21 protein-coding genes and 2 pseudogenes are annotated in these 21,721 nt (G+C 41.1%); 4 read left to right on the forward strand and 19 right to left on the reverse strand.

All coding sequences use genetic code 11. From position 1 onward, the window contains the following. Positions 1-163: 163 nt before the first annotated feature. The 12 genes from GC097_RS16125 to GC097_RS16180 form a co-directional block, all read right to left on the reverse strand. Positions 164-643 carry a hypothetical protein gene (locus GC097_RS16125; RefSeq protein WP_171684331.1) on the reverse strand — a complete coding sequence of 160 codons (480 nt, stop codon included), beginning with the start codon at positions 641-643 and terminating at the stop codon, positions 164-166. Positions 644-698: 55 nt separating this feature from the next. Then, on the reverse strand, positions 699-1,172 hold the full coding sequence (locus tag GC097_RS16130) for a hypothetical protein (RefSeq protein WP_171684332.1): 474 nt from the start codon (positions 1,170-1,172) through the stop codon (positions 699-701). 332 nt (positions 1,173-1,504) lie between these two features. Beyond that, the gene (locus tag GC097_RS16135) at positions 1,505-1,678 is read right to left on the reverse strand and encodes a hypothetical protein (RefSeq protein ID WP_171684333.1); all 174 of its coding nucleotides are present in this window, start codon (positions 1,676-1,678) and stop codon (positions 1,505-1,507) included. Between the two features lie 212 nt (positions 1,679-1,890). Next, positions 1,891-2,505 carry an HAD-IA family hydrolase gene (locus tag GC097_RS16140; protein WP_171684334.1) on the reverse strand — a complete coding sequence of 205 codons (615 nt, stop codon included), beginning with the start codon at positions 2,503-2,505 and terminating at the stop codon, positions 1,891-1,893. Then, positions 2,490-3,002: a histidine phosphatase family protein gene (locus tag GC097_RS16145; protein WP_171684335.1), complete on the reverse strand. Its 513-nt coding sequence runs from the start codon at positions 3,000-3,002 to the stop codon at positions 2,490-2,492. The genes GC097_RS16140 and GC097_RS16145 overlap by 16 nt, the downstream gene beginning before the upstream one ends. 168 nt (positions 3,003-3,170) lie before the next feature. Then, on the reverse strand, positions 3,171-3,593 hold the full coding sequence (locus GC097_RS16150) for a GNAT family N-acetyltransferase (protein ID WP_171684336.1): 423 nt from the start codon (positions 3,591-3,593) through the stop codon (positions 3,171-3,173). A gap of 164 nt (positions 3,594-3,757) precedes the next feature. Next, positions 3,758-4,237: a GNAT family N-acetyltransferase gene (locus GC097_RS16155; protein ID WP_171684337.1), complete on the reverse strand. Its 480-nt coding sequence runs from the start codon at positions 4,235-4,237 to the stop codon at positions 3,758-3,760. A 293-nt stretch (positions 4,238-4,530) separates the two neighbouring features. Beyond that, positions 4,531-4,767, reverse strand: a complete 237-nt coding sequence (locus tag GC097_RS16160; RefSeq protein WP_171684338.1) for an HD-GYP domain-containing protein — start codon at positions 4,765-4,767, stop codon at positions 4,531-4,533. Positions 4,768-4,860: 93 nt separating this feature from the next. Beyond that, the gene (locus GC097_RS16165) at positions 4,861-5,655 is read right to left on the reverse strand and encodes a hypothetical protein (protein ID WP_171684339.1); all 795 of its coding nucleotides are present in this window, start codon (positions 5,653-5,655) and stop codon (positions 4,861-4,863) included. Beyond that, on the reverse strand, positions 5,652-6,974 hold the full coding sequence (locus GC097_RS16170; protein ID WP_171684340.1) for an ABC transporter permease: 1,323 nt from the start codon (positions 6,972-6,974) through the stop codon (positions 5,652-5,654). The genes GC097_RS16165 and GC097_RS16170 overlap by 4 nt, the downstream gene beginning before the upstream one ends. A 34-nt stretch (positions 6,975-7,008) precedes the next feature. Beyond that, complete coding sequence (locus GC097_RS16175) at positions 7,009-7,656, reverse strand: ABC transporter ATP-binding protein (protein ID WP_171684341.1); 648 nt, start codon at positions 7,654-7,656, stop codon at positions 7,009-7,011. 120 nt (positions 7,657-7,776) lie between these two features. Beyond that, the gene (locus GC097_RS16180; protein WP_171684342.1) at positions 7,777-12,039 is read right to left on the reverse strand and encodes a beta-L-arabinofuranosidase domain-containing protein; all 4,263 of its coding nucleotides are present in this window, start codon (positions 12,037-12,039) and stop codon (positions 7,777-7,779) included. A gap of 210 nt (positions 12,040-12,249) precedes the next feature. Here GC097_RS16180 and GC097_RS35260 point away from each other — a divergent pair. Together GC097_RS35260 and GC097_RS34285 are read left to right on the forward strand one after the other, a co-directional pair. Then, positions 12,250-12,387, forward strand: a pseudogene (locus GC097_RS35260) (hypothetical protein); the annotation flags it as partial. A gap of 595 nt (positions 12,388-12,982) precedes the next feature. Continuing rightward, a pseudogene (locus tag GC097_RS34285) lies at positions 12,983-13,191 on the forward strand (DDE-type integrase/transposase/recombinase); the annotation flags it as partial. A 406-nt stretch (positions 13,192-13,597) separates the two neighbouring features. On the opposite strand, the gene GC097_RS16190 reads toward GC097_RS34285, so the two are convergent. The 5 genes from GC097_RS16190 to GC097_RS16210 form a co-directional block, all read right to left on the reverse strand. Then, a complete protein-coding gene (locus GC097_RS16190; protein WP_171684350.1) occupies positions 13,598-14,242 on the reverse strand; it encodes an HAD-IA family hydrolase in 645 nt (214 codons plus the stop codon). 184 nt (positions 14,243-14,426) lie between these two features. Beyond that, positions 14,427-14,969: a hypothetical protein gene (locus GC097_RS16195; RefSeq protein WP_171684343.1), complete on the reverse strand. Its 543-nt coding sequence runs from the start codon at positions 14,967-14,969 to the stop codon at positions 14,427-14,429. A gap of 193 nt (positions 14,970-15,162) precedes the next feature. Continuing rightward, positions 15,163-15,462 carry a hypothetical protein gene (locus tag GC097_RS16200; RefSeq protein ID WP_171684344.1) on the reverse strand — a complete coding sequence of 100 codons (300 nt, stop codon included), beginning with the start codon at positions 15,460-15,462 and terminating at the stop codon, positions 15,163-15,165. A 51-nt stretch (positions 15,463-15,513) separates the two neighbouring features. Continuing rightward, positions 15,514-15,684, reverse strand: coding sequence for a DUF6882 domain-containing protein (locus GC097_RS16205; protein ID WP_171684345.1), 171 nt, complete (start codon positions 15,682-15,684; stop codon positions 15,514-15,516). Positions 15,685-15,869: 185 nt separating this feature from the next. Beyond that, complete coding sequence (locus GC097_RS16210) at positions 15,870-16,301, reverse strand: DUF5050 domain-containing protein (protein ID WP_171684346.1); 432 nt, start codon at positions 16,299-16,301, stop codon at positions 15,870-15,872. Between the two features lie 122 nt (positions 16,302-16,423). Between GC097_RS16210 and GC097_RS16215 the strand changes: the two genes are divergently transcribed. Further along, positions 16,424-17,884 (forward strand): ABC transporter substrate-binding protein/permease, encoded by a 1,461-nt coding sequence (locus GC097_RS16215; RefSeq protein WP_171684347.1) that lies wholly within the window; start codon positions 16,424-16,426, stop codon positions 17,882-17,884. Further along, on the forward strand, positions 17,871-18,593 hold the full coding sequence (locus tag GC097_RS16220; protein ID WP_171684348.1) for an amino acid ABC transporter ATP-binding protein: 723 nt from the start codon (positions 17,871-17,873) through the stop codon (positions 18,591-18,593). The genes GC097_RS16215 and GC097_RS16220 overlap by 14 nt, the downstream gene beginning before the upstream one ends. Positions 18,594-19,027: 434 nt before the next feature. On the opposite strand, the gene GC097_RS16225 is transcribed toward GC097_RS16220, so the two are convergent. Continuing rightward, positions 19,028-20,668 carry a M56 family metallopeptidase gene (locus GC097_RS16225; RefSeq protein ID WP_171684349.1) on the reverse strand — a complete coding sequence of 547 codons (1,641 nt, stop codon included), beginning with the start codon at positions 20,666-20,668 and terminating at the stop codon, positions 19,028-19,030. Between the two features lie 9 nt (positions 20,669-20,677). Beyond that, on the reverse strand, positions 20,678-21,031 hold the full coding sequence (locus tag GC097_RS16230) for a BlaI/MecI/CopY family transcriptional regulator (RefSeq protein WP_229263959.1): 354 nt from the start codon (positions 21,029-21,031) through the stop codon (positions 20,678-20,680). Between the last annotated feature and the right edge of the window lie 690 nt (positions 21,032-21,721).

Below are 21,721 nucleotides of genomic sequence, written 5' to 3' on the forward strand. Positions count from 1 at the left end.
CCTACTCCACCATAACCTAAGCCCATGTTTACTCATTCCCCTCAAGTGAATTTTCATTACGGTATAATCATACGCTCGGTACATGGTAATTGATTGGACATAAGTTAGGGGTTGCTTGCTGAAGGAATAAATAGGTAATGTTCCTCAGGGGGAGGCACCAAACTCACTCGTCACCCTCATTTAAACAACGAGAAAAAAAACGGTCTTTATTCGCATCTATTTCGCGAAATCGGACAATGTTCTTGTCACGAATCGGGAATCGGATCAAGTTCTTGTCAACCGACAATTGATATCCACATTTACATGTGAAAGCTTCAGCTAATGCTGACTTAAGACCAAAGGTATTTGTATTTAACAATTCTAACTTCAGTAGATAGATTAGACTTTGACTATCTTTAGGGATAGCCTCGTTATGTAATAAAGGTCGCCGATGTTCTCGGCAAACCTCTACAGGCAAAAAAACTTCAAGCGCAAATCGTGTGAACCATTTGCCGCCTATGCTCAATTTTCTCTGAACAGCCAGAAACTGTCCACGGAATCGGTATTCATTAAAGTTAATGTTATCCTCGTCAAAACCAACCTCCCAAAAGCTATTAAATATTCCTTTAGTATTTTTCACTATAAAATTAACTAATAATTCCATTTTTATGTTTTTAATTACATTATCGTCTCCGTTAGCGGAATACCTTACTTATCTTTTAGTCCCAAAAATTAAAAATGACATCTCCGACTGTCTTAGGTTTCCAATGAAAAATCTGGCTTAATTCCGCTTCGTTTAGGCTATTTTCGGTAAATAAGGTATGAGTTCTTTCATCAAGTTCTAATTGTTGATTTGTTTCGATAGCAGGCAGTATCCTAAATCCGTCATTAAAAACACAAACAATATTAGAAAGTGAGTGATCAATAAATTCAATCTCGAAGTATTGCACTGAAGAAGCGAACGCTACGCAGGGATATGAACTGTTTAACAAAATGAAAATGCTTTCGTTATGTAAACCAAGCTCTGTTTTATAGAAATTTTGCGACGAATGTGGTTCTTCAAAGGACAAAATCTTCCCGTTAGAATAGTTTGCCAACGAGTAACAGAGTCTTTTGAATTGTAAAGAATCGACCTCCGGCAAAGCATCGACATGAAATCCAGTGATGCCGTTCAGAAGTAACACTGTGGTCACCTACCTTTTTATTCGTCCTACCTACCCGTTACAGCACTTACAATTCAATTTTAACACATATTGGAAGTACCTGCCTGTTACTTCAATGGAAAACGGCAGCCGATCGTATGCCGGCTGCCGTCATGTCGTGATTGAACTATCGTACCCGTTAGCATAACGTTCATCAATGGATAGGCGTGCTGAAGGCTTCCATTTATTGTTGTACTTAGTGAACTCATTTAAGAAAACTTTTGTTTTCATATGTAATCGTCACTTGATCGATTACAGAAACTCCTGTAGTCATCCCTCCGTTCGAGATAACAATTGATATCGGATCAAATGCATCTATAATTCTAATAACTTTCTCCTCCAATAACTATTACAACTGAAACTACATCTTCAATGTCAGGGAACTCAACTATAGTTTCCTTCTTTCTGTGACTATCTTGATATACCGCTACAACAAAACTTAAAAATAAAATAAAATAAAATAAAATGAACGAGATTAAACCGATTTTATTTTTCATTTAAACCCCCATTTAAATTCACACTATAAAACTTATCAATGTTTCAAATAAATTGCCTAATTATACACTTAAGAAATACCTATTCCCAATTTTTGTTATTCTATATTGCTGTCCTTTCGTTTAAGAGCAAAAAGAGACCCTCAGCAACGGACTGAGGGTTTAAGTTTATATTTTAAAAGGGGGGCGATTTTTATTATAATCTAACTCTCGTATTAAACAATTGAATATAACTGTTGAATGTTAGTTATCGTAAAATCAGAATTACTATTTTTTTCATCTCTATCCGCAAAAAAACAAGCATTGATTCCAGCGTTTTTTGCTGCTAATATATCCAAATCTCGATCACCAATCATTATCACTTCAGTATGAATGATACGATGTTTATCAATAAGATATGTAATAGCTTCAGGACTTGGTTTTCTTTCAAAACCTTGTTGTGATGTTATAAAATCAGAAAAATAATCAAATAAACCGTACATTTTCAATAATTGGATTGCTGATTCCCCTCTATGAGTGTATAAATAATTTTTTCTATTAGATGTATGAATATATTTAACAATTTCCTCAATTCCTTCAAACGGTCTGGATAAGTTTGTTTCCGTTGCATTTCTTTGTTTATGATATTTTTCTATAAATACATAATCTACTTGATATTTTTTTTCGTAGTACTGTAAAGCATGAGTCATAGATACTTTCATATGCTTCACTATTTCATCTAATGATTCTACAATACCTTCTTCTTCAAGCACTTCTTTAAAAATTCTCCCCATCACTGGATATGTATCAAAAAGTGTACCATCAAAATCCCAAATTACATGTTTATACATTCTATTTCCCCCTCGATTTCCATTTTATAGATATCGGGTTTTGAAGTGTTTAATAAAAAGTCCAAGTCAAACTGAGGATCGGAGTATCCCATCATCATTGTCATAACGGCTCCGTGAGTTCCAATAGCAACCTTATGCCCCTCATATTCACTTATAATATTTTCTAAAATAGTTACAACACGGTTTTGACAATTCGTAAAAGACTCCCCTCCAGGCAATGAATATTCTGGGTCTGAAAACATCTTCTTTACTAATGGATACACTTCCTTATCAGGCATTATTTTATTATCACCAATAAAAATTACTTCCTTTAGGTCTTCGATAACAATCAATTCTTTGCCTAATGATTGAGCTATTCCTTCTATTGTTACTATTGCCCTTCTATACGGGCTTGAAATGAAAGTGTCTATACCCTCATCCTTTAATATTTGAGCAACAATTTGGGCATCTGATTCGCCCTTTAAAGTCAGTCCACGTGTTCTTTCGTTCCCTTCCACTTTATGTGATTCTCCTTGAGTTTGCCGACTCCTACCACCCTAAATATTCCAGAGTCTTACTGAATTATCCTGCCCATTATTTCAACTGGCAACGGCAGCCAATTCTATGCCCAACTGCCGTCATGTCTTAATTGAACTATCGTTCACCGTCGTAATGAAGTAACTTCTTTAATTGAGTTCTTTTTTCAAATAATAATGAGTGTGGCTGCCTGCGTTATGTATCGTTCCAAACACTTCAAATCCTTGTTTTAAGTAGAAATCTAACGCTTGAAAGCTCAAGGTATCTAATTTTATAAAATCACACTTTTTCTCTTTAGCAATTTTTTCTGCTTCAGACAGTAATTTCTTTCCGTAGCCAAATTTTCGGTAGGCATCTTCAACGAAAAGATACTGTACCTCTAACCAATTCCAGCATAATTCACCAACTAACCCGCCGTAAATATTTCCATCAACATCTTTCAAATGCAGGTTAACGACTTGGTACCTGCCCCTCAATTCATCAGGGAAATGCTTAAGATTATACTCAATCATTTTGTTTACTACGTAGGACTTATCGATATTATTCAATTCGTTATGTATTTGCAACTCCATTCAAAACACCCCTTCAATCCAACCAGATGAATAATAGCTTTATTTTACCATTAAGATCCTGATTTTGGATGTAAAGAAAAGTTATAACTAAACTATGCTGCCAATTACTTTAATGAACAAAAAAGTGACCCACAGCAACGGGCTGTGGGTTAATCCTAATAAGCTCAACATGAGATAAATTCTATCGATGGGTTTCCTGCCTGTAAGGCTTCTGAACAATTACCGTTCGAATATTCTTTGATAACCTTCGTCCAAAATGTCTTCGCAAGCATATTTTTTTCCAACCAAGAAACGCTCCAATTGCCTTTAAACATCTCAAACACTTTATGCGCTACTTCTTTACCAATTCCTTGTCTTCGATACTTTCTTAATATGAAAAACTCCGCAACTGAAACTTTAGGCGATTCACCGTCTGCGATTTCCCTAACTAAAACAAATCCAGCGAGCTTACCTGACTCCATAATAAAGAAGGGAAAACGCCCTTCTTCTGTCCAGTAATGGTCGAGGTACTTGTAGTCAAAGAGACCATATTCGTTCACATCGTTTTCACTATCATCTTCAAATTGACTCATATCGTATTGATATAACTCCATAAGGTTACGTAGAATTATTTTCTTTTCAAAAGAAACCATGACTAGCTCCATACAAGTACCCACCTTATATCTAAAGTTGCTGATAATCGACGAAGTTTATTATACCATATATTGGAACTATACTGTCCGTTAGCGTAATCGGGTTTCTTTTGACATTTATTACAACTCCACCGCTTCCGTTAAGAAGCCGCATAGCCCCACCAGACAAATAGATTACCATGTGTCATTCCGATCTTGCCCCTGGATTTGCAAAAGTTAGGAATTCTACATTGTAGGTAGTTTTGTGTCACAAGACTACAATAACTATCGGAGCAATAGTATCATCATAACGGTCCAGTTCAATCTTAATAACTGTCTCCATCTTCTCGTTCGTGGTGCTGAAGGGCCACGAGTGCCTGACGATTGGAAATTCCGTCCGTATTATTAATGATTTCAAAACCATACAGGGTATGATTTTTTATTTGAGTAAATTCTTCTCGAGTCAATTTCGTCGGTTTAATTATGATTTCAACAGGAATCTTCGATTTTCCCGGAAATATATAAAGTTTTACTTTATTCGTCAAACCTTGTAATAATTCCACTCATTACAGAATCCTCCTTGTTGGATTAGAGAAAGTGAAAAGAGCTAAATAATATACTAATAAGTAAGTGTATTATTTAGCTCTTAGAAGTAATTAAAGATTAGGTTTCATTAACCAAAGATTCAATTGAGAAAAACAAGATTGTGCTCGTTCTTCATAAGTTACTAATGTGTTATACTCTTTGTCTTTAATAGTTTTATTCATAGTAATTACAAGATTATCTAGATCGTCAACAGCCTTGATTACATCAGCGTATTCTGAAGCATCCAATCCACTAAACATGCCTTTGATTTTGCCGATTCTTGTTACATCAATAGGAGTAAGTTTTGACTCAGGAACTCCCCTTGATTCATAGACGAGTTTGTACACTTCTGTCAAAGCAGAGATGTATTCTTGAACAAAGCCTTTACTCACTAGGGCTGTATACTCCTTAATAGCTTTCTCCAAACCATCAACGTTAGCAGTTGAATAGGAGGCATCTACTAATCTGTAGGTGCTGGCATAGCCTAGAGAATCTACTTCGTCTCCAGACTTAAATGTTCCAGTTACAGTGATAGGCAGATCCACAAAATCAAAGCTTTTGTCTTTAGTGGAATACACCGTTAAAGTGTTAGCTAATTGATTTGTATTAGGAATGCAATAAGGAGTCTTATGGTACGGCATATTCATTAAATAAACATACTTACCGTCCAATGGAGAAGTAGTAGCCATGAATCCGGTCATTTGAACTTTCTTACCGTTAAGCTCTTCGACCTTCTTAGGCGACATATTTTCTTTAAACTTCAAGACGACTACTTCATCTCCATTAGTATCTTTTGTGTTCCCACAAGCTGATACCAGCAATACAGACAAGATCAATAAAATCGATGCAAAGATATTTTTCTTCATTTCAGTAACCCCCTGAATACCTTGAAAGATTGAATAATGGCTGGAAGTAAGCATAGCGCTGATATTGCAATGAGAATAGAGAATTGATCGGCATAAAACTTATTAGAGTTAATAACTATACCTAATTGAGAAGATATAGTGTTTACTACTTCTAATACGTATTTATTCAGAGCCAAGGAGATACCTATACTTATAACCAGTAACGACACATTCTGGTAAAGTATAAACTTTAATATGCTAAGTCTCTTAAGACCTATGAATCTTAAAGTCTGTATATCCTTTCTATTACTTTCGAACATCAATACCGTCATTATTGCAACCATAATCAAGGCTAGCGTGATACTGACATAACTAAGTAATTTGGCTACTTGTTTGCTAAGATCAATATTGTCCATCAGCTTTCTAACAGTAGCAGTTGGGCTAATAGCTTGTGCCATAGAATCTTTATCGTACTCTGTCAATAAAGAATTTGCTACTGCTGCATTTCCAGTACGAACTAGGATTGAAGTGAATCCACGCTCATCCTCGTCGTCATGATAGTGCTCATTAACAGTATCATGTTCATCCGCATGATCAGTATGTACGTCGGACTTTGACGATTCATTACTGGAATCTTCAGCTGCCTTATCTGATCCAATGGATTTTAACATTGAATCAAAGTTAGCATTGGTATTTTCCTTTCGGCCATGCCCATCTGAATCAATGCCGTGAGTCTCGAAAATACCATTGTAAGAAGTAAAGACGATATTGTCGTAAGCACTGTTGGTATTTTCCAGCACGCCAATTAAAGTTAAGCTACCTTCTTCTTCTCCAGTTAGTATACCGAGACCTGTACCTAGACCATGAGAGGAAACTAATTTGTCTCCTAATTTCAAATTATACCTGTTAGCAACATTGTACCCTACTACAGCTTCAAAGGGTTTATCGACCTCAAAGAGTTGACCTTCTTTTAGCTTCTTATTGTAGAGTAGATCGGGTGTGGTACCAATGATGTTGGAACCTCTGAAATTATCGCCTGTAGCTAGTGGTACTACTAATTGGATGTCATCTCTGTTTTTGAGATCCTCATAGTATTTATAGTCCAGAATCTGAACTGGCTCAGCAGCAAAGTATAGAGCTGACATTGCTAAGCTCGTTGCACTTCCTTTTGAGCCTACAACGATGTCATACCTACCGTCTTGCTGAATGAAACCTTCTTCAATTTGCTTGGATATGTTAATCAGCAACATGCTTATAACTAGAACGACTATCAGACCTACAGTGAATAAGGTTGTGATAATCTTTCTAGAGAATAAACTTTTTAAAGAATACTGCAGCAAAGCTACACACCTCCGTAATATGTGAGAGTAAGGGTTATTTCAATAATGAGTCGAACCGAACAGTATGATCGAAATAGCTAACTAAACGATCATCATGAGTTACAACTATCAATGTATTACCACTCTGTTTGTGCGAAGAAACTAAGAGTTCAATAATCTCATGAGCAAGTTTTGTATTCAATGAAGCCGTCGGTTCATCGCATAACATGATCTCGGGATTACGAATCAAGGCACGTGCAATAGATACACGTTGCTTTTCTCCTCCTGATAAATCTTTGACCTTTGACTTCGCTTTACGAGCAAGGCCAACCCACTCAATTGCTGTTTCAGGACTGTTTACAACAGTACCTACCTTACTAGCGAGTTTCATGTTGTCCATAATAGTGAACGAGTCAAGGAGACTGAAGTCTTGTGAAATGTATCCTACATGGTTAGATCTGAATTTATCCAGCTGCCCTTGACTCATATTGGAAAGCTGAATAGTCGAATCAGATAATTGAATATGAACGTCGCCAGTGGTAGGTTTAACTACTCCTGCTATAATGTTTAACAGTGTAGATTTACCGCAACCAGATGGTCCTAAAATACAGTAGGACTTTCCCTTTTCGAATTCAATATCCTGGATATTGATTTTAGTTTCCCCATCGGAGTAAACTTTCTTTAAATCAGAAGTCTTAATCAAGTCTTACACCTCTCCTTGTCAAAGTGTCACACTCCCAGACTTATTCTCAACTTTCCCGTTATCGCCTTTCCAACTGGATGAAGGAGGATGGCTGTTACGCCATCCTCCCCAATCTTGAAATTAATTTTCCACAAGCCAGTTGTCGAGAATCATTCTTGCCACTGTGGCGAGGACTTGAATATCGATTTTGCCTGTATTAAAGATATCGGCTGCTTCGATTTCACTCCAGTTTGCATCTGTTGAAATCGTTCCGTAGTACTTGGAGATGACGGAAAGATCATTGATGGTTACGCTCGTTTGACCCGGAACTAGTGTAATAATCTTCGTCAGGAATGTTTGCAGTGCCGTATTCACACTTGTTATTGCCGAATCTACCTGCGTCTGCGTTGCACCCGAGCTGTTGAACACTTCATTTGCACCCGTAATAGCCTCTTGCAATGCGGCTTTCGCTGCCGCCGGATATTGACCGACTTTGGTACCTTCGGTCGCTGCATCATGCTTGGCTTGTGCGGCTGTTATCGCTCTGCTCAGCGCTGTCTTATCTATAGTACCTGGATTAGTGAGCACCGAATTATTGAACGCTATCAACGCCGTATTTAGAGCGCTCAATGCATCCGAGACTTCCTGCTCGGTCGATGCTGCGTTATCGCGTACTGCCTTTGCATTATCAATGGCTGTCTGCAATTTCGTTTTCGATCCGTGCGGATACTGGCCGATATTGTAGCCTTCCATCGCTGCATCATGCTTGTTCTGAGCAGCAATAATCGCATCGTTCAAAGCCGCTTTATCCACATCTTTAATTTGAATGCTTAGGGATACACCATCAACTGGCGTATCCGAACCGGCGATGGAAACGTTAAAGTTGGATAGCGCTACCGTTGTTTCCCCTGCTGCAACCCCAGCTTTGGATTTGGCGCGAACGGTTAACAGACCTCCGATCGTACTAATTGCGTTGTCATTTCCTTCACTGGCCATAATGATTAGAATCTGCCCTTTTTCGGCCTTGATCGCAGACCCTAGCACGCTAAAATGATTTCTCAGCGAGCTCAGGGCACTATCAGCCAAGGAGAGAGAACCATCGGTATTGGTTACTGTGTCAAACGCCAGCAGGTTCGGATCATAATTCAGAACGAAATGGAGCACAGTGAAGTTCGAAAGCAAGCTTTTCACGCCAACCGTCAAATCAAACTGCTGTTGTTGATAGACAGCTTCCGGACCGATTAACGTTGCCGAAGTAACTTTGGTCTGTTGTTCGGTGATGGTGATCGTTGTTTCTCCCTTAACACCGGAGCCGTCATTGGCTGTCGCAATGACTTTTACCGCTCCTACCTTAACCGCTGTTAACAAGCCTCCCGCACTGATCGTAGCCTTATCTGTTACCGTTCCATCCTCATTGACGACGGACCAGGTTACGGATTTGTTCTCCGCCTCCGCAGGCAATACCGATGCGGACATTTGCAGTGTGTCATTCAAAGCAGCGATAGCAGTTGCTCCCCCTGCTCCCGTAACAGCAATAGAACTAACTGGAATGTCTTTTACAAACTCCACTGTCACGACCACGTTACTATTAATACCCGTGGGGGTATATACATTTGATGTGTTACCGCCTACCGTGAGGCCGTTCAACTTCCATTGCTTTACTTTGTAACCTTCGTCAGGTTTAGCTGTGAATGTGACGATCGAGCCGCGGTTGATGCTTTGTCCATTTGACAGGGTTCTGTTGTTAGACATCGTACTGACGGTTCCTCCTCCGTTGCCCACCACATTGCGTGTCACCGTGACGTTGTCATTATTGCGCTCTACGGTGAAATTTGCGCTATAAGTCAGGTTGGTAGCTGTGCCGCTAGGCGTGGCCGTGTACATCGGGTCGTAGTTCTGGTCGCCGCTGGTAAGCCTGAATGCCGTGTAATTGCCGAACGAGTGGGTATTCGATGGGCCGGTCGTTTTCGTGAACGACGAATCAAGGTCGGCAAGGTTTAGGCTGCTGATGGTGGGTCGGCTCGCGACGCCGGGCTTTTGCACCATCATAATCGGGCCGTAGAACAGCGCGGCCGTGGTATTTGTCGTGTTCTCGGGGGATCTTTCAATACGCGCTGAGAACGGCATTGAAATATCAATCACATCTCCGGACTCCCAATTACGGCTTATAGTAACATAAGAGCTCCTCGCAGCGTTTGCCACCACAACTTCTCCGTTAACTTTGACTTCAAAGCCCTTTTCAATCCAGTATGGGACGCGGAGCATGATATCAAGCTGCCCGCTGCCGTTAACAGTGATCTTGCTCTTGCCTTCGTTCAGATAGTCACTCTCCTGAACGATCTTGAAGCCTTTTTCAGCCCAGTTTAACGTCGTAGGCAAATAGAGGTTAACATAAAGACCCTTGCCATCCTTTGTTTTGAAATAAACATTATCCTGATGGCGGATGTGCGCTTCCCAGCTAGACCCGTCGCAGCAGGCACCGTCACCGTAACGGTCGTAAGCTGTTGTGGCCTGCGTGCTCATAGAGCGCAAATAGTCAATGCGGTTCTGCGTGCCCGTACTGTTCTGAGCCAGCGAGGGCATGTCGTGGTTGATTAAAGCCCTCTCGTAATAGTCCATGTATTCCGCCCGCTGTTCATGTTGGAACAGGCTAGACGCGAGCTTCATCATGTTAACGGTCGTGCACAACTCGTTTGAGCCGCTCGTGCTCGTTCCTAAGTTCAAATGCGTAGCCCACGTCGGGGTAACGGGGTTTCCCAAGCTAGGCCAAATCTCGCCGTGCGCGGTTCCGCCGATGGGCGACATACGAGTGGTATAAATAGTATCGAAGAAGTTTTTCGCGATAGTATAGTAATGATCGGGAGCCGGCGTGTAGCCCACGGGGTTTATGCGGTCGTTATCCAGCGGTGTATCCGCCTCGTACTCGCGCAACGCCGAAATGATCATGGGCACTATGGTGTTCGCGTGCTTGCCGTTCAGCCAGTTTCCGTCTTGTCCCTTCGCGAAATGCGCGTAGAACCCGTCGCCGCTGCGGGTGGTCGCTGTCACGGTTCCGGCCGCTGTTGTATAGCCATCGCTGTTTGTGTTTCCGATGGCACCCTTACTGTTCCAGTTATTGTTATGCTCAAAGAACGTGGCTGTCTCGCGGTACAGTTCATCGCCCGTAATAAAGAAAAGCTCTTCTAAGGGCTGGCCAATACCGCCGACCTCGCCGGCACTGTAGACGTTCCACATATTCTCGCGGTCGGCCTGTGTCCAGCGGCTCAGGCGGAGGTATGTCCAGTCGCCCATCTTCGAGGCGATTTCAAGCGCCCTCTGGGCTGTGGCGTCGTCCTCTGTGCCCTTCAGGACTTTATATATATCAAGCAGGCCCTGAATGATCTTATGCTGTGTGTAGTATACAGCCCAAGCGCCTTGGCCGTTGGTCTCAGCAGTGGTGGGAGTACTGCCCTTATTCTCCTCGAGGGAGTCAAACTGTTTTTCGTTATAGGCGCTGAGGAAGCCGTACATATAACTGCCCGTCGCTATGTTGTGATCCTGAATTCTGCCAAGCTCCTGAACCATTAATCTCATTTTGGCCAGGAACGTCGCCTTTTGCGTCACATCGGGGGTCACTACGTACGCCTCGGAAATGCCGGTCATGTAATGGCCGGTGCCATGCCCCGACAAAGCTCTATGCATCAGGCGGTTGGTGGCGTAGCCGCGGCCATCCCAGCCCACAGCATCGGCTAAAGCGCTTACAGGGGTACCAGCCGGCTTAGTACCTACCGCCACCGGGAGCAGGGTGATACCGGCGGTCATGTAGAATTGTTTCAGTTCCCTTTCCTCACGGTCCGCCTGCATTAAATACCTTAAAGTTATGCTCGTGTTCTTTGTCCAAAGGTTGTCTCCGTCAAGGTTTACCTCAGAGAGATTAAAAGGCTTTGCGGTCCACTTTGCACTCTGGTCATAACCTTTCGCGTCGGTAACGATCCTGACGGTAACCTTCGCTTTCGTGGATACACTGCCAACAGTCGCCGTTACGGTTATGTCTCCTGCGGGCTGAGTGGCAGCTACAGTCAGCAAACCCTCGCTGGATATGGTAGTGCCGTCGACACCACCGGTAATCGACCATTCCACAGGCGGAGCCTCGCCAACCGCGCTAACCATAGCGTTGTACTTAACACTTTCGCCAGGTCTTATGAACGTATTCTCGGTTTTGTACCGGAAGAAATCCCTCAGTTTGGAGTTGCCCGGGCCTCCATCGGTGGTGTATCTTATGGGGTTTAAATTATTCACGGGGTTTATCTGGATGCTGGTTTCTGTAAAGGCTGCCACTGCGAAACTCTGGACAGGCGTGACAATCATTACCATAGCAATCAATGGAGATAATAGTTTGTTAGTTATCCTTAATTTTTTCTTCATTACTGCTGATCCTCCTTAAATTTAATATTGGATCGGCTACACTAAGTTGGACAGAAAATGATAAAGGCTTGTAGAATCAACCTATCATGCTAAGGTGCGGATATCTACAACGCCTAAAAAACAACGACCTACGTTTACAATTGAATTCAAAAAGCAAATGGTACAGCTCTATGAAAATGGGTATGAAAACAGGAGTTTGTATACGATTACGTCAACTGGTTCAACAAGCATCGTATCCATGGGACCTTAGACTATATGACGCTTGTTCAGTTGCGCCAAAAAGCCCTTAAAAAGTTGTCTGATTTACTGTTGACAATCCAATATTGCCAAAGAGCTTTCTGGATATAAAAAAATGAAGAAAAGATTAATATCCTTCACGCTAGCTTATGTCTGTTAAACTTGCTGTGGTTGCAAATGCCATTTAAATAACGGCAAACAGGCCAATCAAAACAAAAATCAGACTATTTGATATATCACCCCCTTTCCGAAATAATATTTTAGCTAGCTATAAATAAAATGCTAAAACCTAGTAATCAAGAATTCTATCAAATTGATTTTTATTGATTTTCTTTTTAACTGCAAAACACGAATTGACTCCCTCTATCACAATTTTATATTCCATAGATTCAGCGATACTTACTTGAAAATAATTATTTTCATCAAAGTAATCATTTCTAACATGTATAGTATTTGATAAGAGAGGTTGAGGTGGGTAAGAATGGCTAGTTATAAGGAGTAAAGTTTAGAGTGGTATCTCAGAAGCTGCATTATACAAGTGGAAAAGTGAAGCGAAAGCAAAGGGTATGGCAGTTCTGGGTAAGCAACAACATGCTGAAAATTGAAGTACATGAGTAGAATACTGCCGTGCCAAAGGGCTGTTTGTAGAACAAGTTGAAGCCTGGCGTGATGCCTGTATGCAAGCTAATGGCGGTGTTGCAGAGCAATCATATTAGATTTATATAGTCGTAAGGTCGTGGGTTGGGAGATATGGAATAAAGAATCATCTGAATAAGCCAGCCAATTGGTTCGTAGAGCTGTTTTATCTGAGCAATGTATGATCCGCAACACAACACGCCACTTGTTCTACATTCAGACAATGGGAGTCCGATGAAGGGATCGACGTTGCTTGAAACGCTGTACAACCTTGGATTACGCCATCCAGAACGATGGTCAGGTGATTTTCGTGATTGGAGTTTACCAGATGAAGTATGGCTTAATTCGGAAAAAACAGCGGTTAGTAAAAGTGAAGAAAAGTTAAGTTGATCACACTACATATGTTCTAAATAAATTTAGGGAATCGCGACAACTAGCTTGACAAATACCGCAGCCATCTCTTAAATATGCTAAAATTAATATTTACTCCATATAAAACGCTTTCATTTTTATATTTATTAATGGTTACACTTGGTTTGCTAAACTGTTGCAATCGTCGCTTTAATCAATCATATTTAAAACGATAGCTTCAATCAATGTAATATTTTAATATTTTTTTATAATTTTTAGTTTTCCGATCGAACGGAGACTCATTGATAATCGTTACTTGCCCAGGCACATGACTTCATGATATATGTGAAATGACCTGAGCTAAACCCATTTCACTCATTGAATTGATTCTCAAGTGAAATTTTTCAAAGTTGATTTCCTTTGTAACTTCATTTGGCACAATCACACATTTTAAGCCCGCTGCTATTGCCGCTCTCGCCCCATTTGCTGAATCCTCGAACGCTACGGCTTCGTCCGCTTTAATATTTAAGGCATCAAGTGTTTTTATGTACAAAGTCGGGTCTGGTTTGACTTTTTCGACCTCATCACCCGTCTTGATTACTTCGAAGTAATCTATTATCTGAAGTTGTTTTAAAAATCCTTCAACCCATTCCCTTGAAGAACTTGAAGCCAAGCCTATTTTAAGCCCTAGATTTTTAGCTTCTATCAAATAATCCTTCACACCTTCTCTGATGTCCAGCAGCTCCATTTTCACTTTGTGGTTTTCTTTGGCTAAATTCATAATAATTTCGATGCTTTCTATACCCAACTTTTCTTCAATAAATACATTTAATGCAGTATCATCCGTGCCAATACATTTAACGAATACCTCCAAAGGAAAATTAACATTATAGCCCTGAAATACTTCTTTGAACGCAAGATACCAAACCGTTTCTGTATCAATAATTAAACCATCAAAATCAAAAACTATTGCTTTAATCAATTTTATTACCCCCTAAGCATGCCTTTTAGTAGTATAGTATTAGGTTAAATTTACAACCTTTCTAACTGATTTCTTAATGACGACACTAATATTATTAAAGATTACTGCCCTTTAGTTGAGAAAAGGCCACTGATCCACAATAGCGCCTTTTCATTTTGTTATTAAAACTCTCGCTCTTCGCTTAAACTTTTTCTGATATTATCTTAACGGAAATAACTGACCCATCATCATTGTTTAAAACGAAGTTCCACAGACCTTCTTGCGCTATTCCCCATTGCATCTCCCCTACAAAGACTGTATCCGCTTCAACTGCGGTTTTTATCCAATTGTTGCCTTGAGGGGATTCGAGTCTGAAATACAACTTTTTCTCTCCTATATTTTGAACGTAAAAACGAACTTTCTCCTTATTACTATCAGTAGGTGCTTTATATGTTAGCGAAACGGAACCTTGACCATTGCAATTCATGGTCTGGTTTAACATAGCACCTCGTAAGGCAGCATCATCAGGTATTGTAGCCCCCTTGAGTACTGTGACAGAGGGTTCCTCAGCAGGCGGGCTTTCCAAATTAACAGTCACCTTATCAACATACGACGGAGTGACCTGGTTGGGCTGAACAGCTATATTTTCACTTGCTTTTTGTTTATTTACGGCAACAAATCCTCCAGCGATAACTCCCGCACTGAGCAACAAAAGTGTACTATATAGCAGTTTATTTTTTTTCATCTTGATTAGTAACTCCTATTTTAAATTAATATGGTGATTCCCTTTAAATATAATCCATATATTACCATATCATCTATTATAGTACAAGAACATTTGCCGAACAAAACTGCCCAGTACTTCAAAGTTTCATAGCTGGCTTTCCGCCACGCTCTATCGTTCTGCTGCGTTAGCATAATTAGTTGTGAATTCAACATCACTCAAAATGAAACACGTTTTCGCCATCTTTATTAAACCCAGTCAGTATGAAACCAGGATGAATTTCACTGTATTTATCTTGCAAAGCAAACCATAGCTTATTCCCATCGAAGAGTTCGACTATTTCTGCGTCTTTATCAATGTATTTGTCAGAGCCCATATGCTCGATATGAAGCCTGGTAATCTGCACTTCTTTTATTATGCCGTAGTAAAGTTGGTACTGTTTATCTTCATCATTTGCATTGCAATCTAGGTTAACCCAACTCCAGGTAATATCTTTTTGGGCAGGGAATGACACAGTCCCGCCGCCAAAGCCCCATTTATACCTGTCACCAATCTTATATACAATTCATATTTGAATAGGGAAAGTTAAATCATTACCAAAAGTCGCTGTTCCTGCACTCATATCAACATTCCAACCAAGGTTGCCGATTGAATCGTTAATTGCTAGTTGTTTCTCGAGAGCAATACCACTACTCTGCCACCTACTTAATAAATTTAAATAGCACTTCTCAGCCATAAATTATCTGTTTCAATTCTGCATGTTCTTGCAAGTACCCTGCCCTTTAGTCCAACAAAATAGAGATCTACTGACTGCGCGGCAGCCGGTGATCTCTTTTGAAGTAGTGTGTCCATTTACCTTAATGACCGCGGCCAGTCTACAACTTTAAATTCAAAAAATACCAAGTCGTAGAAAACAATTCTTTACTGTACAGAACGAGCTGGCTTGCTAAAAGGAATTTTTCCATCTTTATCAATGAAGTACCAATCTCCTTCATAGGACAGAACATACAATCCATTTGTGGTCGTATAAATACTTTTTTTCTGTTTATTCGTGACCAGGGTTGCTACACTTTCATCTTCAATGTTTCGCTTATATAGACCCATATCGTATAGGTTAACATAATAAACCACACCGTTTTGTACGGTAAAGTTTTTTACACCTATGAGTTCGTCGCCACCTACTATCCGCTCTTCCCCTGTACCATCTAATCGAACTCTTGTAACGACCCTCTCCATAAATGACCCACCAGCTGGCTGTTCAGAGAAATAGATCCATCCCTGATCGAAAGTTAAAGCAAGCGCAATCCTGTCTTCAAAAACCGTTTGTACATCTGACCCGGTTACCCTAAGCACGGTATGGAAATCTCTGTGTATGATCGTCCGCATCGAGTCGTGCAGGCAGTTGCATAATCATTCATACTTCTTTATAATTACACGATGTTCATGTTCATACTACAAGTTAGGAGAGAAAAATAGTGAAAAAGCATTACCGTTATACGGCGCTGTTATTGTTGATGCTGGTGCTGCTGACCGGCCTTCCTGTTCAGACCACTTATGGGGCAGGTAGCCAGCCGGAGAAAACCCTTGTTCTGGGTACCAGCGCCGAATTTGCGCCCTATGAATTTCATAAAACTATAAATGGAAAAGACCAGATCGTGGGCTTTGATATTGATATTGCTCGTGAAATTGCCAAGGACATGGGAGCAAAGCTTATTATTGAGGACATGAGCTTTGATGCCTTGCTGCCCGCTTTGCAAAGCAGCCGGGTTGATCTGGTAATATCAGGAATGACACCAACAGATGAACGCAGGAAAAGTATCGACTTCTCCGACAACTATTACCAATCCAAGCAGGTATTAATGGTTCGTACCGAAGATAAAGAACGCTACAAGAGTATGGATAGCTTGAAGGGTGAAAAGATCGGCGCACAAAAAGGCTCCGTTCAAGAGGAGATTGCGCGATCCATTCAGGAGGCTTCTATTACATCTCTTGACCGCATACCGGACCTTGTTCTGCAGCTGCAGACGAAACGAATCAATGCCGTCATTCTGGAAGACACCGTTGCCGTCGGTTACCTGCAGAACAGTGCGCTTACACTATCGGAAGCCGTTCCGGACGATGCACCTGTTCAAGCGGCTATTGGCATCCGCAAAGGCAACACAGAGCTGCTGACACAAGTCAATTCGACGGTCGCCCGTCTAAAGAGCGAGAACCGTATTACAGAGATTGTTAAACAAGCGAGTATGCTGTCTGTAGATAAGCCGCAATCATCTGGAAATATATTTACAATATTCTGGGAATACCGCAGCTATTACGCGATTGGCCTCGTTTATACGCTGCTATTGTCTGCGCTTGGCGTCCTGTTTGGCTTCATGATTGGCTTGATCATCAGTCTGCTGCGAATGTCGCGTATCCGGGCGATAACCTTGCTGGGTACAACGTATGTTGAGATTTTGCGCGGAACACCTATGTTGGCGCAGCTTTTGATTATCCACTATGGGCTGGCGCTCACACTGGGGATCAACTTTACCCCGTTGCAGTCAGGTATTATCACGCTGTCCCTGAACAGTTCGGCTTATTTGGCGGAAATTTTCCGTGCGGGTATTCAAGGCGTGGATCGCGGGCAGATGGAAGCAGCCCGCTCGCTTGGAATGAGCAGGTGGCTAGCGATGCGTCATGTTATTTTGCCGCAAGCGTTTAAGTCCGTGCTTCCCGCGATCGGAAATGAGTTTATTACGATTATCAAAGAATCGTCCATTATTTCCGTGATCGGAATGGCAGATATTATGTACCAGGCTGGAGTCGTGAAGAATATCACGTACAAGGGACTTAGCCCGCTCATTATTTCAGCCGCGATTTATTTTGTATTGACTTTCACGCTGTCCAAGCTGCTTGGCGCATGGGAACGGAGGATGGGAGCTAGTGATCACCGTTAAAGATTTACGCAAATCATTTGGAGAAGCAGAAATTCTCAAAGGAATAGATATCAGCATCGAAGCCGGTGAGGTCGTCGTTGTTATCGGGCCGAGTGGCTCGGGGAAAAGCACCTTTCTGCGCTGCATCAACCTTCTGGAGCAGCCCAGCGGCGGGGAAATCCTGTTTGAAAACGAGTCCATTACCGCCCGTGGGCACAACATTAACGCCACCCGGGAGAAAATGGGCATGGTGTTCCAGCATTTCAACTTGTTTCCGCATAAGACCATTATTCAAAATCTGACCCTGGCACCTACCAAGGTGAAAGGCCTGTCAACCGCCAACGCGGAGAAAACTGCGTTGAAGCTGCTGCACACTGTTGGACTGGCAGATAAGAAGGATTGTTACCCTTCCCAACTTTCCGGCGGACAACAGCAGCGGATTGCCATTGCACGCGCCCTGGCGATGCAGCCGCATGTGATGCTATTTGACGAGCCGACCTCGGCACTTGATCCGGAAATGGTAGGAGAGGTGCTGGATGTTATGAAGAAGCTGGCTAAAGGTGGCATGACGATGATTATCGTGACCCATGAGATGGGATTTGCCCGTGAAGTAGGCGACAGAATTGTGTTTATGGATAAAGGTGTGATCGTGGAGGAAGGGACTCCTGAGCAAGTGTTTGGAAACCCGTCTAACACCCGCACGAAAGATTTTTTGGCGAAAGTTCTATAGGATAGTTATTTCTTTAAATACGAATTGTTATGTAGAGTAAAAAGATTTGCCTCAGAGACATTGTTCTCTGAGGCTTTTTTGTTTGAGTACCTGAATAAACCTATCATAAGACATCGTGTAAAATGCTTGAAATTAATTCGACTATGTTGTCTAGTTAATTCGCTCACTATAGGTAATTTTACATCCGTAAGCCACTCACATATTACCGAGAGAGGTGCTTTCTCCAACAGCAATAGCAGTAGCTATACACTCATCCTCTTCTGAACTATCTTGTCCTCTTACATCTGAAGTCGTGTTAATACACGAATAGTACGCCTTTTGTTGCGCCGACATAGTCCCTTTCCCCAGGTGTACGCCTTCCCGTTTACGTTTGAATATCAGTTTTAAAAACGAATAGACGCCGATTAGTTCTTCAAAAATACGGTAACCAACTTTTATTTCGTCAACTTAAAGATCGTGTCATTTTTTTCAAGATGCTTAATTCTTTCCGCATAATCTTGTTTTGCATAAGTTTCCGAAAGTATATTGTTCGACACTAACAAGTCGTAAAATGATTTCAGCATCTGTGCAGATATACGTATCGGGAACCCCTCGGAAGTAATCATCATCCTTTGACCGTCAATCAGAACAGAAGATATTTTTTCAGGCTGTACAAGTTCAATCTGTGTACCGTTCCTGTCGATTATGAAATACATCTCCTTTATATTTTCAAACACTAAATGTTTTACTTCTGCCCCGTTTGCCAATCGATTCTGAATTTCTTTCATTGAATATCCCGGATTCGGATCATTTTTCAGCAGCCATTTTGCAAAATCTTGTGTATCGATTTCATCTGTATCATATTTTTTCCAAACTGCGCCATTATCTTTGCTTATCTGTATTGTGTTATCCATCATGACACGTAGATATATTTCGTTATCCATATAAACTGCACGATACTTTGAAGCCATAAGGCTGTCTATCAACTTCGGTACATCTTCTTTCTTGTTGAATGTTAAATCGATTGGCATTAAAGCTGTAGTGGTGGCACCTTGATATATTGCGGGCGCACTTTTGGCTATAGGATTGTCGACACCCGTAGCAGCTTCCGTTTTATCCAATGCAGAAGTCGCAAAGATGATTATGACACTGGCTACAAGCCCAATAGCGAGAAGCATCGTGGTGACAGTGATTTTCTTGGTTTTCATGATCGATATAATCCTTTCTTCGGTTGAGTTTTTGGAGAAACTACTAATCATAGGCGACAAACCGATTTTCTTTTCTTCCAAACGTATAAGTGCCCTAGCGTAAGTAGGTTTCGTGTTTTCCCCAAATTTTCGTATGACTGTTTCATCACAGAATAGCTCAATATCACGGTTGGCAAGGATATGCATGACCCATACAAAGGGGTTGAACCAATGGACGCATACGCTAGTGACAAGAATCCATTTTTTTAGTGTGTCAAATCGCTTGATGTGCGTAAATTCGTGGGTCAGGATAAGCGCAAGCTGTTTCTCATCGTCATAATCTAAATTTTTCGGTAAGAGTACAACAGGCCGAAATATACCGTAAGTAAGCGGAGTTGAAATATGATCTAGTTGCCTGATTTGAACATTTCGCCATAACAAATTTGAATGCTGCCATTTTCTTATAAAATCGTTTCTAATAGGCACAGCCATTTTGTAGATTTTGCGACACCTTAAATGCGGAATGATAAAAAATAAAGCACACAACGTAAAACCAACTAACCACACCCATACAATAGGCGATATTTGTGAAGCCGTCTTCAATGGCATAATCGCCGCGGTCAAATGTTCTGTAATTGGTGGCATGATTACCGTAGTTCCATTAATGAATGTTAAACTTTCTGGTGTGGGAATCAACTTTGGCACTGTAAACATTCTGTTTAAATGTTCCGCTGCCGTAAAAATGCTAAATTGCGATTGAACTGATACAGGTACGAGCAACTGAATTAATGCTACTCCCCAAAGAAACATAAAGGTCATTTTGGGAAGCTTGTGAATAAGCAAGGAACGTAAGAAAATAACTACAAGAATAAAGACAGAAGCCGAGATACTTATTTGAAGTAACGACATCCCCTCACCTCATTCCATGCTATCGATAAGACGTTTCAATCGGCTAATTTCTTCTGTCGACAGTCGTTTCTGTCCCAACAATGAAGCAATCAGTCTGTCGGGGGCACCATCATACATTTTATTTATCAGTTCCGTTGTTTCGTGTTCTTGCGCCTGCTCTCGTGTAACAAGCGCATGGCAAACGAAATTAGGTTCCCGTCGTTCAATCGCCCCTTTATCAAGGCACCTTTTGATAATGGTATAAGTTGTAGTCTTACTCCAACCTATTTTTTCCTTTGTGATTTCTGCAATCCTCTTTGCAGCTGTATCGCCATCTCTCCACAAGATTTCCATAATATTAAGTTCGCTATCGAATAACTTCATTACCAAATGAAAGCACCTCGTTCATATTTATTCTACTGCTGTAGAATGTCATTTCTTTATTCTACCGTAGTAGAATAAATTTGTCGATATTGTCCTATAATTTACTTACACTAATTCTCTCAGACGCCGATTATTCGACGTCCATCCATCGTTTCTTGCATATGTATCCCCGTTACCTTCGATGGAAATTGAAAACCATACTGCCGTTCTATCGAATCCAAGTTGTGATGATCCCTTTTTTATCCTTCTTCCCCTATTACTGAAAATCTGCCCTTCAACGAAACTAGGGAGCAGCTGCCGAGTGGCGATCTGCTCCCTGATTATTGTCCTATCGTTTCTTGTTAGCGTAACGCCGTTTCTGATTTATAATGGATTGTCACATTTCCATTCGCTTATCAATCTTCTGTAATCATCTAAATACTTACCGCGTTGTATCTCAAATTTTTAATTTCAATAATGTCTAACTAATGAACAGAGTCGAATAGTTCGTCATCCGTAACATCCCGATCATTATCAAGATCTTTTGAAGACACCTCATATTTTCTCAAATAAAATCAGCAGCTTCTAGTTCACAAGCTAGGCCAATCCCATTTTCACTGTCAACCGGATACGGCATCTTTGCGCCCGGCCCATCTCGTTCGCTTCACCAGCTCCGGAAACGCAACAGCTAGCAGCACCAACAGGACCCCA

The organism is Paenibacillus planticolens (assembly GCF_013141725.1).
Taxonomy (GTDB): Bacteria; Bacillota; Bacilli; order Paenibacillales; family NBRC-103111; genus Paenibacillus_E; species Paenibacillus_E planticolens.